General features: G+C 69.9%; 14 protein-coding genes. 8 read left to right on the top strand and 6 right to left on the bottom strand.

All coding sequences use genetic code 11. The features are described 5' to 3' along the window. Positions 1-791 (top strand): threonine/serine exporter family protein (locus tag D7X55_RS20880; protein WP_147470155.1); only part of this gene is annotated, 791 nt, incomplete at its 5' end. Here D7X55_RS20880 and D7X55_RS20875 read toward each other — a convergent pair. The 5 genes from D7X55_RS20875 to D7X55_RS20855 form a co-directional block, all read right to left on the bottom strand. Beyond that, positions 788-1789 (bottom strand): formylglycine-generating enzyme family protein, encoded by a 1002-nt coding sequence (locus tag D7X55_RS20875; protein WP_121723982.1) that lies wholly within the window; start codon positions 1787-1789, stop codon positions 788-790. The two genes, D7X55_RS20880 and D7X55_RS20875, sit on opposite strands and share 4 nt — an antisense overlap. A 79-nt stretch (positions 1790-1868) precedes the next feature. Continuing rightward, complete coding sequence (locus D7X55_RS20870) at positions 1869-3527, bottom strand: arylsulfatase (RefSeq protein ID WP_120549315.1); 1659 nt, start codon at positions 3525-3527, stop codon at positions 1869-1871. 71 nt (positions 3528-3598) lie between these two features. Further along, on the bottom strand, positions 3599-4354 hold the full coding sequence (locus tag D7X55_RS20865) for a DUF5953 family protein (RefSeq protein WP_121723981.1): 756 nt from the start codon (positions 4352-4354) through the stop codon (positions 3599-3601). Further along, positions 4351-4935, bottom strand: coding sequence for a DUF6310 domain-containing protein (locus D7X55_RS20860; protein ID WP_306437735.1), 585 nt, complete (start codon positions 4933-4935; stop codon positions 4351-4353). The genes D7X55_RS20865 and D7X55_RS20860 overlap by 4 nt, the downstream gene beginning before the upstream one ends. Before the next feature lie 361 nt (positions 4936-5296). Next, positions 5297-7195 carry a SulP family inorganic anion transporter gene (locus tag D7X55_RS20855; RefSeq protein ID WP_121723979.1) on the bottom strand — a complete coding sequence of 633 codons (1899 nt, stop codon included), beginning with the start codon at positions 7193-7195 and terminating at the stop codon, positions 5297-5299. A 136-nt stretch (positions 7196-7331) separates the two neighbouring features. Here D7X55_RS20855 and D7X55_RS20850 point away from each other — a divergent pair, with 136 nt between their 5' ends. The 4 genes from D7X55_RS20850 to D7X55_RS20835 all read left to right on the top strand — a co-directional run bounded on the left by D7X55_RS20850 (position 7332) and on the right by D7X55_RS20835 (position 10970). After that, entirely contained in the window at positions 7332-7976 is a 645-nt protein-coding gene (locus D7X55_RS20850; protein WP_121723978.1) for a glutathione S-transferase family protein, read from the top strand. A gap of 127 nt (positions 7977-8103) precedes the next feature. Beyond that, positions 8104-10026 (top strand): S8 family peptidase, encoded by a 1923-nt coding sequence (locus D7X55_RS20845; protein ID WP_120549311.1) that lies wholly within the window; start codon positions 8104-8106, stop codon positions 10024-10026. A 72-nt stretch (positions 10027-10098) separates the two neighbouring features. Beyond that, on the top strand, positions 10099-10722 hold the full coding sequence (locus D7X55_RS20840; RefSeq protein ID WP_120549310.1) for a hypothetical protein: 624 nt from the start codon (positions 10099-10101) through the stop codon (positions 10720-10722). A gap of 23 nt (positions 10723-10745) precedes the next feature. After that, the gene (locus D7X55_RS20835) at positions 10746-10970 is read left to right on the top strand and encodes a hypothetical protein (protein ID WP_121723977.1); all 225 of its coding nucleotides are present in this window, start codon (positions 10746-10748) and stop codon (positions 10968-10970) included. A gap of 100 nt (positions 10971-11070) precedes the next feature. On the opposite strand, the gene D7X55_RS20830 is transcribed toward D7X55_RS20835, so the two are convergent. Next, on the bottom strand, positions 11071-12117 hold the full coding sequence (locus D7X55_RS20830) for a histone deacetylase (protein WP_120549308.1): 1047 nt from the start codon (positions 12115-12117) through the stop codon (positions 11071-11073). A gap of 91 nt (positions 12118-12208) precedes the next feature. Here D7X55_RS20830 and D7X55_RS20825 point away from each other — a divergent pair, with 91 nt between their 5' ends. The 3 genes from D7X55_RS20825 to tatB all read left to right on the top strand — a co-directional run. Then, positions 12209-14269, top strand: coding sequence for a methyl-accepting chemotaxis protein (locus D7X55_RS20825; protein ID WP_120549307.1), 2061 nt, complete (start codon positions 12209-12211; stop codon positions 14267-14269). Between the two features lie 28 nt (positions 14270-14297). Then, positions 14298-15599 carry an MFS transporter gene (locus D7X55_RS20820; protein WP_120549306.1) on the top strand — a complete coding sequence of 434 codons (1302 nt, stop codon included), beginning with the start codon at positions 14298-14300 and terminating at the stop codon, positions 15597-15599. Positions 15600-15743: 144 nt separating this feature from the next. Beyond that, positions 15744-15992 (top strand): Sec-independent protein translocase protein TatB (gene tatB, locus D7X55_RS20815; protein ID WP_199747044.1); only part of this gene is annotated, 249 nt, incomplete at its 3' end.

The following is a 15992-nucleotide window of genomic DNA, read 5'->3' as shown; positions in this document are numbered from 1 at the left end:
TGGCCTTCCTCGTGGGCGTCCTCGCGGGGGGCATCCACTTCGGCACGCTGCGCTCGCAGCGGGTGGACCTGCAGAAGAGCTTCCTCGCCGCGTTCCTGGGGACGCTGGTGGCGTTCGGACTCACGTTCCTCCTGCCGCCCTTCAACGCCGTGCGGGCCCTGTTCGGCGGGATGGTGCTGCTGGTGCCCGCGATGGTGGTGACGCTGGGCTCGCTGGAGCTGGCCCTGGAGTCGGTGGAGGCGGGCCTGCCCCGGCTGATGTACGGCCTCTTGCGCTTCATGATGCTGGGCGTGGGCGTCGCGGCGGCGGGGACGCTCTGGGAGTTCTTCTGGCCGCTGCCGCCGCGCTTCGAGGCGCACGCGCTGCCGCCCCTGCTCACGTTCGTCCTGATGGCGGTGGGCGGCGTGGCGCTGTCGGTGTGCATGTCGGGGCGGCCCCGCGACCTGGCGGCCATCGTCGGCGGGGTGCTGCTCGCGTACGGGACGCAGGCGGCGGCGAAGTGGGTGCTCGGGGAGCGGGGCAGCCCGCTGGTGGCCGCGTTCGTGCTGGGCGTGGCGGGGCTGCTCTACGGCAGGGGGAAGGACCGGATGCCCATGACGGTCATCCTGCCGGGGCTGTTGCAGCTGGCGCCGGGCTTCATCGGCGCGGAGGCCCTCGTGGCGCTGCTCGGCATGGGAGGCGCGGAGGACGCCCGGCTGTTCAACGTGCTGCTGGTGGCGCTCCAGCTGGTGCTGGGGCTGGTGTTCGCCACGGTGGTGGTGCCGCGGCGCCTCTTCGTGGGGCGCGACTAGGGACGCACGATGCAGCGGAAGCCGATGTGGCTGGCGCCGCTGTCCACGGCCTGGGGCGAGCGCGCCGCGGGGCGGTAGCGGCGGCAGTAGTTGGGCGCGCACAGGTGGCTGCCGCCCTTGAGCACGCGGCGGGGAATGGCGATGGCGGGCGTGGACGGATCCTGGCTGCCCTGCGCGGTGGTGGGGCCGCGCGGGTTGACGGGGATGCAGCACGCCTTGCCTTTGTTGCCCTGGTGCCGCTCCTGGTACCAGTCGGTGGTCCATTCCCAGACGTTCCCGGCCATCTCGTGCAGGCCGTAGCCGTTGGGCGGGAAGGCGCCGACGGGGCAGGTGCCCTCGTGGCCGTCCTCGCGGAGGTTCTGCCACGGGAAGTAGCCCTGCCAGGTGTTGGCCAGGTGCTCGCCATTGGGGGTGAAGTCATTGCCCCAGCAGAACTCGTTGCGGTCCAGGCCGCCGCGAGCGGCGCGCTCCCACTCGGCTTCCGTCGGGAGGACCTTGCCAGCCCACGTGGCATAGGCCTCCGCGTCCTCGAAGGCGATGTGGACGACGGGGTGGTCGCGGCGGTGTTTCAGGGAGGAGCGGCGCCCTTCGGGGTGCTTCCAGCAGGCGTCCGGGACGTAGCCCCACCAGTTGGCCACGTTGCCCAGGTCCACGGGCCCCGGGGGCTTCTGGAAGACGAGCGAGCCGGGGACGAGGGACTCCGGCGTGGCGCCGGGATAGTCCGCGGGGTCGAGGGGCCGCTGGGCGACGGTGACGTAGCCGGTGGCTTCGACGAAGCGGGCGAACTGTTCGTTCGTCACGGTGAAGCGGTCCATCCAGAAGCCGGAGACGGTCACCTGATGCGCGGGGGCCTCCTCCGGATAGTGATGGTCGGAGCCCATCCAGTACGTGCCGCCGGGGATCCACACCATGTCCGGGAACGGAGCGCGGCCGGGGCGCGCGGCGGTGTCGGTGGTCTCTCCGCCGGACGTGGCGTCGCGGCTGTCGTTGCGGTGCATGGATGGATGTCCTCCACTGGAGAACATCCGGCCCGGCGCGAGGAATGACACTCGCACCGGGGGCCGGGGAGGGTGTCGGCTAGTGGTGGGATTGCTGGAATCGGTGGATGAACTGCTCCACTTCGTTCGCCAGGGACATGACCTGGTCGCCCACGCCGGGCTCCTCCTTCTGCTTCCGCGCCGCGGCGATCTTCTGTTTCACCTGCTCCTTGAGCGGCCCGATGCTCAGGCTGCCCGGAGCCTGGCTGGGCAGGAACTCGATGAGGCTCTCCGCGAACTGCTTCACCAGCATCTGCGCGGGGACGAAGGTGAACATGCGCTCGCCGTACCACTGGGTGTACAGGCCGGAGTGGGGCCCGGATTCGAACGGATCCGAGCGCAGGTTGATGAGGTAGGGCCACGCCGGGTTGAAGCGCTTGCCGCTGAACCACATGTCCGGGCCTTCGCCGTCCTGGTAGCTGAAGATGATCTTCCAGTCCTTGTAGCGGACCGCCGCCAGGTCGCCGCTGTCGAGCACGTAGATGAACTCGTTCCTGCGGCCCTCCTCCGTGCCGGCCAGAAGCCCCGTCTGGTCATACCCGTCCAGGTGGACCCGGAAGGTCTTGTTGCCCACCTTGAAGCCGCGCTTGCACTTGTCCACCAGGTCCCTGGGGCCGCCCGCGGCCGCCACCAGCGTGGGCATCCAGTCCTCGTGCGCGAAGATGTCGTTGATGACGCGCCCCGGCTCCACCACGCCGGGCCAGCGCACGACGCACGGCACGCGCACGCCGCCCTCCCACGTCGAGCCCTTCTCCCCGCGGAACGGGCTGTTGCCGCCGTCCGGCCAGCCCATCTTCTCCACGCCGTTGTCGGTGGAGAAGACGACCAGCGTGTTGTCCGCGATGCCCAGTTCATCCAGCTTGTCCAGGAGCACGCCGACGATGTCGTCCAGCTCCCGCATTGCGTCCGCGTAGAGGCCGTAGCCGGTGACGTTGCGGTACTTCTCCTGGAGGAAGGTCCAGACGTGCGTGCGCGTGGTGTTGTGCCAGAGGAAGAACGGCTTGCCGTCCTTCACGGCGCGCTCCATGAAGTCCAGGGTGCCCTCCAGGAACTCGCCGTCCACGGTCTCCATGCGCTTCTTGGTGAGCGGGCCGGTGTCCTCGATGCGCTGGTTGCCCACGAAGCCCCAGCGCGGGTCCTCGGTGACGTCCTTGCGCGCGGTGGCCCGGCTGTGGAGGACGCCGCGGGGCCCGAAGCGGGCCTTGAAGGACGGGTCCTTGGGGTAGTCCGGGCACTCCGGCTCGTTCTCCGCGTTGAGGTGGTAGAGGTTGCCGAAGAACTCGTCGAAGCCGTGGTTGGTGGGCAGGTAGGGATTGGAGTCGCCCAGGTGGTTCTTGCCGAACTGGCCGCAGGTGTAGCCCAGGGGCTTGAGCATCTCCGCGATGGTGGGGTCGGAGTCCTGCAGTCCGTACTTCGCGCCGGGCATGCCAATGGTGGTGAGCCCGGTGCGGAGCGGGTTCATGCCGGTGATGAACGCCGCGCGGCCCGCGGTGCAGCTCTGCTGGCCGTAGCAGTCGGTCATCATCGCGCCCTGCTTCGCGATGCGGTCGATGTTGGGCGTGCGGTAGCCCATCATCCCCTGGTTGTAGGCGCTGATGTTCCAGAACCCGATGTCATCTCCCCAGATGACCAGGATGTTGGGCTGCTGCTTCGCCTGCTTGCGGTGCCCGTTGCCCGAGGACTTCGCCTTGCTTGCCATGGAAACCTCCTGGGCACGAGGTGTCCACGGAAGTGGACGCGGGCCTCGTTCCGGAGGGCAGGTCCGGGGCTTCAGCGTGAGTCGCGTCCACCGATGGCGGGGAAGCGCTCGTAGGCCCGCCGGAGTGCTTCGATGTGCTCGGGGTTGCCGTAGTCGAGCGGGGCCTCCGTGAGCTGGACCACCCAGCCGCCAGAGGGAGTGCGCCGGGAGCGCGACAGCAGCTCCGAGTCGCGAGCAGCGTCCGGGAAACCGATGGCCTGAGCGGCGGCTTCGGACCAGTAGTTCAGCCACCCGAGGAAATGCGGAATCGCTGGTGAGCGAAGGTGCTCTGGCATTTCCAGCATGGGGAGTCCCCGGGGAGACACGTTCGGCGCATCAGCAGAGCGACGCAGTTGTTCCGAAATTTCCAAGCCGAAGGCGTCTTCTGACATATGCCCCCAATACGCGTGGGCGCGCTCCGCGATGGCCATCAGCAATGGCACCGCGTGCTCGATGATGCGCGCATCCAGAGGAAGACTCGCGTGGACGTCGAGCAGCGGCCGTGCGCCTGGGGCCTGGCTCGCTGGGGTTTCCAACCCACTCACCGTTATCGCGTAGCTCTCGTCACCGTTGCAGAGCATCGGGAACTTTCGACGTGTCGCCGCCTCGGCAAGCCATGCGTCACGCTGGGGCAGGGCGATGGGATGACCCTCCTTGGAGAGTCTCCAAGCCATGCTCAAGCCGGCGAGCGCCAGTTCCATTCCGCGGGCAACCGCGACCGAGCGGTTGTCGTCTTGCCCCATGGCAGGGGCATAGACCGTGAGGTGAAGCCGCGAGCGCGTCGTCATCGTTTACATCCAGTCACGACAATCTGAAGTGCGGGAGCCCGACGAACGAGCGCTGCTTTATGCTCTGGAGTGCTTACCCCGACAACGAAGTTGTATCCGCAGTCGTTCGCGATGGCGCGCTCGTTTCGCATTTCCTCCGCGTGATCGTCGGCGACCTGGTTCTGGAGGTAATCACTGTACGTGTCGAATCTGTCGGTCTTGATCTCCCACAGCACGGGTGCGCCGACCTGCAGCGCGTCGAAGTGCTTCCCATCCACGAGCACGTCCATGCCGGGATACCGGTTCGGCGGGATGAGATCCGCGCACGTGTTGTGGTCATCATCTCCGCCCAGGTGCGGCACCGGGATGGGCTCGCAGCGGGAGGGACGCTTGCGGTGCCTGGGCGGCAGCGGCGGGAACAGATCCTGCCCTGAAGGTTCCGGCTGCGGCTTTCGCTTCGCCATCGTCTCCCGAGGCGCTGTCCGCGTCCCGACCGTCGACGTTACCTCCTTCGGATACAGCTGGCGGAGCTCATAGGCATCCAGTTCCTCCTTGATGGCGATGCCGATCACCACCACGCCGACGACAATCACCGCGCCCACGGCGATTTCTGGCGCGGCCAGGACACAGACTCCCAGCCCCAGGGACGCTGCGTCCGCAGAAGCAACCGTGCACCGTCCCGAGCTGTCGTGAAACCGGACCCGGTCGGTATCCAGCGCTGGGAAGCACCGCTCCACCACCTCGCCCCAGGGGCGGGACGCCTCCCGGACGACGCACCGTCCCTCATCCGTCCAGGGCAGCTTCGCGGCCCTCTGAAGGTTGGCGATGCGCGCCGACCGAGTACTCGGAACCGGCGTTGATGAAGCGCAAGCCGAGAGAAGAAGCAGAAGCGTGACGGCGGCTCGACCCTGCATGGCCACGTTCTTTCGAGGAGGGACCCTCGAACACTACCAACCATGGCGCTCAATGCACGGGCCCCCGCGAGTCGTCATCGGACGGTGGATGCGGCAGGTTCCGCAGCAGCTCCCGCATGCGCGTGTCCGCGTCGTCCAACCGGACAAGCAGGTCCTCCTGCCGGTGGCGCTCCTCGCCGTGCAGCATCGCGCCCGCTTCGTCCACGCGCGAGCGCACCAGGTACAGGCCGTCCTGGATGAGGCGCCACTCCTGCCAGGCCTGGGACTCGTGATGCGCCATCCAGGCCTCCACGCCGGCCCTCACGTGCGGATACATATGCTCCCGCCCCAGCTTCGCCATCACGCCCGTGCGCTCCAGCAGCCTCTGCGCCGGTGCGTGCACGCGCGCCAGTGACAACGTGATGCCCCGGCGCGACAGGTCCTCGTACAGGCCCGCCAGCATGTCCGCGCCCGGCACGTCCAGGTCGTCCGTCAGCTCCAGGTCCAGCAGCACCTCGCGCACCGGCACCTTCGCGTCGCGGACGTGCTTCAGCACCTCGTCCCGCAGCGACGTGGCGTTGGCGAAGAACACCCCTTCCTCCGGCCGGATGACGCACAGGCCGGGCAGGGTGATGGCCGAGGACTCGCGGTGCGTGGCCGCCAGGTCCAGCGTCCCCGGCACCCGCCCCAGCTCACTCACGCGCGGACGGCTGGCGCGGTACACGGTGAGGAACAGCGACAGGCCCACCGCGATGAGCAGCCCGGGCAGCACGTCGAAGGCCAGCACCGCCACCAGGGCCACCGCCGCGCCCAGGAAGTCCGCCCGGCGCAGGCGCGCCAGCCGCACCAGCTCCTTCACGTCCATCATCCCCAGGATGGCCACCACCACGATGGCCCCCAGCGTGGCCTCCGGCAGCGCGCGGAACAGGCCGGTGAGGAACAGCGCCACCAGCAGCGTCAGCCCCGCCGTCACCAGCGAGGACACCTCCGTCGTGGCCCCCGCCTGATCATTCGCGGCGGACTTGGACAGGCTGCACCCCATGCTGAAACCCCGGAACAGGCCTCCGCCCAGGTTCGCCGCGCCCAGGCCCACCAGCTCGCGGTTGGGATCCACCTCGTAGCCGTGCTTCGCGGCGAACATCCGCGCCGGGCCAATGGCCTCCGCGAACGCCACCAGCGCGATGCCGCACGCGCCCGGCAGCAGGTTCACCAGGTCGCCGAACGTCACGTCCGGAAGCTGGGGCGGCACCAGCCCCGCGGGGAGGTGCCCCACGATGGCCACTCCCTTCGCGTCCAGGTGCAACAGCGACGAGAGTGCAATGCCCAGCACCAGCACCGCGAGCGCCGCCGGGATGCGCCGTGACACGCGTCCCAGGAGCAGCAGCGCCGCGATGCTCGCCGCCCCCACCATGAGCGTCAGCGCGTGCGTCTGTCCCAGATGCGAGAGGATGAAGCCCAGCCGCTCGAAGAAGCCGCCCTTCGTGCCCTCGATGCCCAGGAGCTTGGGCACCTGCTTGATGGCGATGATGAGCGCCAGCCCGAACACGAAGCCGCTGAGCACGGACGAGGAGAAGAACTGCGCGGCCCGGCCCAGCTTCAGCACGCCCGCCAGCAGCGCCACCCCGCCCGCCATCAGCGCCAGCGCGGCCGTGAGCGCCACGAAGCGCGGCGTGCCCTGCTGCGCCAGCGCGCCCACCGTGGCGGCGGAGAGCACCGACACGCTGGCGGACACCGCGATGATGAGCTGCCGCGAGCTGCCGAACAGCGCGTACAGCGCCAGCGCCGCCGGGGTGGAGTACAGCGCCGCCTGCGGAGGAAGCCCGGCGAGCTGCGCGTACGCCATGCCCTCCGGGATGTGCAGCGCCGTCACCGTGAGCGCGCCCACCAGGTCCATCTTCAGCCGCGTCCGGTCGTAGCCCTTGAGCGAAGCCACGAAGGGACTGACGCGGGTGAGCCAGGGTGTCCCCATGCGCACGAGGTGGCCACCCGGCCTGACACGGGCATCGTCCCGGGGGCAGGGGCGTCCAGGCGGCCGCGGCGCTCCGGCGACCTGCGTCATGCATGACGCTGGTCATGCGCACGGCCATGACGCGAGGCTGCCCGGCATGATCACTGTCAGCGCTTTCAAGTGGGTGCCGCCGTTCGCGCAGGGCGTCGTTCGAGACCTCCGGGTGAGGTGGGCGCTGGAGGAGGCCGGCCTGCCGTACGAGGCGAGGCTCATCGACCCGCAGGTGCAGAAGTCCCCGGACTACCGCGCACAGCAGCCCTTCGGGCAGGTGCCGGTCTTCCAGGAGGACGGCCTGACGCTCTTCGAGTCAGGCGCCATCGTGGTCCACATCGCGGCGAGGAGCGAGGTGCTCTTCCCCCGGGACGAAGCAGGCCGCGCTCGCGCGCTGACGTGGGTGTTCGCGGCGCTGAACTCGCTGGAGATCCACGTGCAGCAATTGGCGGAGATCGACCTGTTCGTGCCGGACGCGCAGTGGGCGAAGCTCCACCGGCCCGAAGTGGAGGCGCGCATCCACCACCGGCTGGGAGAGCTGGCCACCTGGCTGGGAGACCGCCCCTACCTGGAGGACCGCTTCACCGCGGGCGACCTGATGATGACCACGGTGCTGCGCATCCTGCGGCACACCGCCGTGCTCGACGCACACCCCACGCTCAAGGCCTACAAGGAACGCTGTGAGGCGCGGCCCGCCTTCCAGCGCGCGCTGGCGGCGCAGATGGCGGCCTTCCAGCAGCACGAGTCCTGAGGGCTGGACGCGCTTTGCAAGTTTAACGTGTCAGACCGGCATTCTAGGGTGCAGGGCCGGCGGAGGAACCGGGCAGTGGGCCTGGTGACTCCGTCCGGGACGTCCCCTTCCACACCGAGAGAACCGGATGACCACTTCGCGTTTCGCATCCCGCCTGACGGGCGCGCTCGTCGGGCTCACGCTGTGCACCACCGCCTTCGCCGCTCCCCAGGAGCCGCAGCCCCGTGTCGCCGCCGACAAGCGGCTCCAGAAGCCGCTGCCGTCCGGCACGCCGGTGGAGCGGCTGGTGGTGAAGTTCCACGAGGGCAGCCGCGTGCGCCTGCGCGGCCAGGCCCTGCGCGCGCTCGCGTCGGAGCGCTCCGGGTCCGAGCAGTCGCTGCTCGCCCGGCAGGGGCTCTCCGACGCGCGGTTGGCCGATGACGTGAAGGCCGCGCAGGCCCTGCTGGAGCGCGCGCCCCGCGCCGCCGCGCTCCGCCGGCTCTTCACGGAGGATGAGGCCACGCTGGCCCTGCGAAAGGCCCTGGGCGAGTCCCAGGGTGGCCGCCAGCTGGCGGACCTCGACCTCTACTACGCGGTGCCGCTCGTGCCCGGCACCACCGCCGAGCGCGTGGCGGAGCTCGTCGCGTCGCTCAACGCGCTGGAGAGCGTGGAGATCGCCTACGCGGAGCCTCCCGCCGAACCGGCGATGGTGAACTTCGGCATGGAGCCCGTGCTGCGAAGCCTGCTGGCCGCCGCGGACATCGCGCCCACGACGCCGCTGTACGAGGGCAACCAGGGCTACCTCAACGCGGCCCCCAGCGGCGTGGACGCGCGCTATGCCTGGGGCGTCGCCGGTGGCAACGGCGCGGGCATCCGCTTCGTGGACATCGAAGGCGGCTGGCGCACCACCCACGAGGACATGCCGGGCCTCTTCACCCAGCTGGGCGCGCAGTACAACGACCTGGGCTGGCGCAACCACGGCACCGCAGTGCTGGGTGAAATCGTGGGCACCGCCAACGGCTACGGCGTGACGGGCATCGCGCACGGCGCGACGGCGGGCGTGTCCGCGGCCTCGCAGGGCACCGCCGCCGCCATCGCCAACGCGGCGGCGGCCGTGGGACGTGGCGGCGTCATCCTCATCGAGCTGCACGCGCAGGGCCCGGCGGACAGCACGCCGTGTACCTGCAACCAGAGCCAGTGCAACTACATCGCGATGGAGTACTGGCAGGCCAACTACGATGCCATCGCCACGGCCACCGCCAACGGCGTCACCGTGGTGGAGGCGGCGGGCAACGGCAGCGCCAACCTGGATGAGGCCGCGTACGGCGGGGTCTTCAACCGCGGCGTGCGGGACTCGGGCGCCATCATCGTGGGCGCGAGCACGGCCACCACGCGCGTGCCCATGTGCTGGACGAACTTCGGCTCGCGCGTGGACGTGCACGGCTGGGGTGAGAGCGTGGCGTCCATGGGCTACGGCGACCTGTTCGGCTCCGCCTATGGCGAGGACCAGTACTACACGGGCACCTTCAGCGGCACCTCCAGCGCTTCGCCCATCGTCACCGGCGCGGCGCTGAGCCTCCAGGGCGTGGCGCGTGCGCGTGGCACGGGCGCGCTGGACCCGCGCTACGTCCGCGGCCTGCTGGCCTCCACCGGCACCGCGCAGGCGGCGGATGCACGCAACATCGGCCGGCTGCCCAACCTGCGCCAGGCCCTCCAGACGATGCCGGACATCGCCTGGTCCTCGGCGGGTCCCATGGCCGGCCGGTTCTGCACCCAGGTGCACGAGGGGGCGGATCCGGACACCTGGAACGACAACTACCTGTGCTCCACGGTGAACCACGGCTTCGCGTGGAGCAGCGCGGGCCCCATCGCCGGCATGCGCTGCACGCAGGTCTACGAGGACGCGGAGCCCGCCTCCCACACGTGGAACGACAACTACCTCTGCGTGCCCACCACCAGCCCGCTGCAGCTGTCGTGGTCGCAGTCCGGCCCCATCGCCGGCAAGCTGTGCACGCTCATCCACGAGGGCTCGGACCCCCACGCCTGGAACGACAACTACCTCTGCTACTGAAGGGCAGGCAGCCGCGGGGCCTCCAGCAGGCCCCCTGGCCGCGCGGGCCGCTTCGCGCTAGGGAGGGTGGCCATGTCCTCCGCCCTTCAGACCCGTCCCCGGAGTGAGCTGGCCTCCGGGCGCTTCGGCCAGACCCGCTACATGATCCGCCGGAAGTTCTTCAAGCTGTTCGGCGGCGCGTTCCACATCTACGACGAGGCGGGCAACGTCGCCTTCTACTCGAAGATGAAGGCCTTCAAGCTGAAGGAGGACCTGCGCATCTACAGCGGCGAGGACATGCAGGAGGAACTGCTCACCATCCAGGCCCGCGGCATCCTGGACTTCGGCGCCACCTACGACGTCACGGACGCGGCCACGGGGGAGCGGGTGGGCGCGCTGCGCCGCAAGGCCCTGAGCTCCATCCTGCGCGACACCTGGCTCATCCTGGACGTGGACGGGAACGAGGTGGGCAAGGTGGAGGAGGACAGCATGCTGCTGGCGCTCGTGCGGCGCTTCCTCACCAACCTCCTGCCGCAGACCTTCACCGGCACGCTGGGCGGCGAGCAGGTGCTCAGCTTCCGGCAGCACTTCAACCCGTTCATCCAGAAGATCGACTTGGACTTCTCCATGGACACGCAGCGCCGGCTGGACCGGCGCCTGGGCATCGCCGCGGCGGTGCTCCTGTGCGCGATTGAAGGCCGTCAGTCCGGCGGGTAGCGCGGCCGGGGCCGGAGTCGGTCGTGAAGACCGACCTCCTGGGCTCGCGCACCTGCCTCACCGATACGAGCGAGACCTGGCCCGACCTGCTGCCTCGCGGTGCCCTCGCCATGGAGCTGGGGCCACAGCTGGACATGAGTCACCGCACCCAGGAATCACAGGACCTTCAGCAGTGCTGGTACTCGTACAAGTTCCTGTTGATGAAGGAGGAGTCCCTGCTCCCGCTGCCTCCGGACAGCGAGGTCTGAGCCCGACGGACGCGCACGGGACTTCTACAAGCTGGGCGCGTTCCTGCTGGAGCTGTCTGGCATTCCCATGGCTGGGGACGCGCTGTACTGAACGGCCGCTTCAGCGAACGCTGGCCCAGTACGGCTTGAGCGCTTCACGGCTCGTCGCCAGCGCCGCCCTCGCGTCCGCGTTCACGGTGCCGGGCGCGAAGCTGTCATCTCTTCCCGCCAGCACCTCGATGCACGCGTGCGCGGAGTTCGACAGCCCCTCCAGCGAATAGCCCCCCTCCAGCACCAGCACCAGCTTCCCGCCGGAGACCTCCTCCGCCAGCTTGCGCACGGCCGTGCACATCGCCGCGAAGCCGCGCTCGGTGACGTCCATGCCGCCAATCGGATCCGCGCGGTGCGGGTCGAACCCCGCGGACACCAGCATCAGGTCCGGCCGGTACGCCTGCGCCACCGGGAGCAGCAGTTCCTCGAAGATCATCCCGTAGTCCGCGTCCGTGTTGCCGCCCGGCAGGCCGCAGTTCACCGTGAAGCCCTGGCCCTCGCCGCGCCCCACCTCCGGCGCCGCGCCGCTGCCCGGGTAGTAGGGGAACTGGTGCACGGACTGGTAGAGCACGTCCCTGCGCCCGAAGAACGCCGCCTGCGTGCCGTTGCCGTGGTGCACGTCCCAGTCCAGCACCAGCACGCGCTCGGCGCCCAGCCTCCGCCCGGCCTCCGCCGCGATGGCGACGTTGTTGTAGAGGCAGAAGCCCATCGCCCGGTCCGGCTCCGCGTGATGGCCCGGCGGACGCACCAGCGCGAACGCGTTCTTCGCGTGCCCCGCCATCACCTGCTCCACGGCCTGCACCGCCGCGCCCGCCGCCAGCCGCGCCGCGTCCAGGCTGTCCGGCGACACCGCCGTGTCCTCGTCGATGCGCTCGAAGCGGCCGCCCAGCTTCTCCATCGCTTCCAGGTGCGCCGGGGTGTGCACCGCGAGAATCTCCGCGTCCGTGGCGGAGCGGGGCTGGGCCATCACCGTGCCCGCCACCGGGTTTCGCGCGAGCATCTGGAGGATGCGCCGCAGCCGGGCGGGCGACTCGGGGTGGCCCTCGCCGGCGTCGTGCTGGAGGAACAGCGGGTCGGTGAGCAGCAGCGTCGCGGTCATCCCCTGGACCTTACGCATCCTGCCCCCGGGAACCCAGCGTCCGGCCCTGACAGGCGGGTTAGTCCGTTCCTTGCCCTGGACGGGCCACCCTCCCTACAGTGCGCGGGCCTTGCCACGTCGCCTCAAGAAACCCGGTCTCCGGGGCATCCTCCTGGGTTCGTTCGGTCTCGCGCTGGCCGTCATCCTGGGGACGCTCTACTTCGTCGTTCCCCGCCAGGTGGGCAACCACCTGAGGGAGCGCATGGCGCTGCACGCCCAGAACAAGGCCGAGGAGGTGGCCGAACTGGTCAAACGCCAGGCGGGCACCCAGCCGGTCCCCAACCTGGAGGAGCTGATCCGGGACGACGACTTCAGCGTCGTGGCGGTGCTGGACGCCCAGGGCGTGCCCCGCGCCACCTCGCCGGCGACGGCGCCCGCGTGGTTCACCCAGGGCCTGGAGAAGCGCCTCCAGCAGCGCCCGCTCCCGTCGCTGGAGCAGACGGACTTCGAGAACGACAGCTGGGCGGTGACCCGGCCGGTGACGCTGGCGGGCGGCGTGCCCGGCGAGGTCGTCGTGGTGGTGGACGGGGCGCGGCTGGAGGGCGTGCTCACGGCGCTGCGCCACACGGTGCTGCTGGCCTTCCTCGTGGGCCTGGTGCTGTTCCTCCTGACGGCGTTCCTCATCTCGCGCGCGTTCATCCTCCACCCGCTGGACGCCATGATGTCCATGGCGCGCAAGCTGGCCGAGGCCGACCTCACCGGCCGCGCGGAGGTGCGCAACAACCGGGACGAGCTGGGCCAGCTGGCGGAGGCCCTCAACCGCATGGCCCAGTCCTGGCGCGACACGCTGGGCCGCGTGCGCGGCGTGTCCGACGTGGTGGCCGGTGTCATCGAGCAGATCCACCGCACCGGCACCACCGTGTCCTCCGGCGCGGGCACCGTGCAGTCGCGCGTGGAGGAGACGTCCTCCTCCATGGTGGAGATGATGGCCTCCTTGCGCGGCATCGCGGAGAACGTGGAGGTCCTCTACCAGAGCGCGGAGGAGAGCAGCTCCTCCATCATGGAGATGGCCGCCACCAACGACGAGGTGGCGGAGAACGTCCAGGCCATGGCCGCCAGCGTGGAGGAGACCACCAGCGCCATCGAGCAGATGACCTACTCCATCAAGGAGGTCGCCAAGAACATCGAGGACCTGTCGGCGTCCACGGAGGACACCTCCTCCGCCATCAGCCAGATGGACGCCGCCATCGGCCAGGTGGACGCCAACGCCAACGAGACGGCCCGCCTGTCCGAGCAGGTCTTCGAGGACGCGCAGACCGGCGTGGAGGCCCTGCGCAAGACGCTCTCCGGCATCGACCGCATCAAGGACACCAGCCGCACCGCCGCGGGCGTCATCGACAGCCTGGGCCGGCGCATCAGCGAGATTGGCAACATCCTCAACGTCATCGACGACGTGGCGGAGCAGACGAACCTCCTGGCCCTCAACGCCGCCATCATCGCCGCGCAGGCCGGCGAGCACGGCAAGGGCTTCGCCGTGGTGGCCGAGGAGATCAAGGACCTGGCCGAGCGCACCGGCGCGTCCACCAAGGAGATCGCCGAGCTCATCCGCGGCGTGCAGGAGGAGAGCCGCAACGCCGTGGTGGTGATGAACCAGGGCGTCAAGAGCGTGGAGGAGGGCGTGCAGCTGGGCCGCGAGGCGGAAGGCGCCCTCAGGAAGATCAACGACAGCACCCAGAAGTCCACGCAGATGGTGAAGGCCATTGCCCGCGCCACCGTGGAGCAGGCGCGCGGCAGCAAGCAGGTGACGGCCGCCATCCACCGCATCTCCGCCACCGTGTCGATGATCTCCCAGGCCTCCAACGAGCAGGCCCGGGGCGGCGAGCAGATCATGAAGAGCGCGGAGCGGATGAAGACGCTCACCCAGCACGTGCAGCGCTCCAGCCAGGAGCAGGCGCACGGCAGCAAGCAGATCACCCGCTCCATCGAAAGCATCAACGAGATGGTCACCCACCTGAACCGCGCCCAGAAGGAGCAGACCAAGGGCAGCGAGCAGGTGCTCAAGGCCGTGGAGACCATCAAGGGCGTGTCCGAGCACCAGACGCGCTCGGTGCGCCAGCTGGAGGAGGCCATCGACAACCTCACGCGCCAGGCCGAAATCCTGCGCGCCGAGGTGCGCCGCTTCCGCGTCTGACGCCCCCGGCCGTTTCCCCAAGGCATCCATGCCCGAGTCGCCCGAGTCCGCCTCCCCCCGTCCCGTGTCCGAGCGCGCCGTGGTGCTGCTCATCGGCGCGGTGCAGTTCGTCAACATCCTCGACTTCGTGATGGTGATGCCGCTGGGCCCGGACTTCGCGAAGGGCCTGGGCATCGAGTCCTCGCACATCGGGACCATTGGCGGCAGCTACACGGCCGCCGCGAGCGTGGCGGGCCTCCTGGGGGGCTACTTCCTGGACCGCTTCGACCGGCGCAAGGCGCTGGCCGTGTGCATGCTGGGGCTCGTCGCGGCCACCGCGGCGGGAGGCCTGGCGCTGGGGCTGTCCACGCTGCTGCTCGCGCGGGTGTGCGCGGGTATCTTCGGCGGGCCGGCGACGGCGCTGTCGCTGTCCATCATCGCGGACCTCATCCCGGTGGAGCGCCGGGGCCGGGCGCTGGGCGCGGTGATGGCGTCCTTCTCCGTGGCGTCCGTGCTGGGCGTGCCCCTGGCCTTGAAGGTCGCGGAGCTGGGCAGCTGGCGGACGCCCTTCTTCGTGGTGGCGGCGCTGGGGCTGGTGCTGGTGCTGGCCGCGCTCTGGCTCCTGCCGCCCGTGCGCGGGCACCTGAAGCCGGGGGGCAGCGCGGCCCGGGCCCCGGGCGTGGCGCAGCTGTTGGGCAACACCGATGTCCAGCTGTCCTACCTGATGACGGCGCTGGTGATGATGAGCGGCTTCATCGTCATCCCCAACATCTCCGCCTACCTCCAGCAGAACCTGGGCTACCCGCGAGAGAACCTGTGGATCATCTACGCCGCGGGCGGCGTGGTGAGCTTCTTCACGCTGCGGCTGACGGGGCCGCTGGTGGACCGCTTGGGCTCCTTCCGCGTGGGCACGGTGGGCGTGGTGCTGGCGGCCATCACCACGTACGTGGGCTTCATCCATTACCCGGCGTGGATGCCCATTCCCGTGCTCTTCATGGCCTTCATGCTGGCCATGGGCGTGCGCAACGTGGCGTACAACACGCTGACCTCGCGCGTGCCGGACAACCCGGTGCGCGCGCGTTTCATGTCGCTGCAATCCGCCACCCAGCACATGGCCTCCGCGCTGGGGGCCTTCCTGTCGTCGCGCCTGCTGGTGGACCTGCCGGACGGGACGCTGGGCGGCGTGGACACCATCGCCTGGGTTTCCATCGGGCTGGCGGTGGGCGTGCCCTTCATGTTGCGGGTGGTGGAGGGGCGGGTGCGCTCACGTGAGCAGGCCCGGGCCCTGGCGGTGCCCCCCGCCCAGGGGATGGCCGCGCCCCTCTCTCCAGAGGCGCATCCCCAAGGCTGATTGGGGCAATGTGCCCCAGTGGCCCGGCCGCCCGCCTCCCCGGCACGTGGCCGGACGAACGCTGGAAGGTCACTGATGGTTGCGCGGGGCCGTCAGGGGGCGCGATAACCCCGGGACATTCCCTCCAAGGGGAAGCGAAGACCCATGTTCAACATCGGCGCAGGCGAAATGGTGTTCATCCTGGTGGCCGCGCTGATCGTGCTCGGCCCCCAGCGGCTGCCTGAGCTGGCGCGGGCCATCGGCAAGTTCATGCGCGAGTTCCGCCGGCAGACGGATGACGTCCGCAACGTGGTGGAGCGCGAGTTCTACGCCATGGACCAGGACTTCAACGCGGAGCCCCCGCCGCGTCCGGGCACGCGCGTGCCGTCCCCGCCGCCGGAGCTGGCCCCGTCG

Source organism: Corallococcus sp. AB049A, assembly GCF_003668885.1.
GTDB lineage: Bacteria > Myxococcota > Myxococcia > Myxococcales > Myxococcaceae > Corallococcus > Corallococcus interemptor.
Note: the sequence above shows the minus strand (reverse complement) of the source record. Positions and strands in the feature narration are given on the sequence as shown.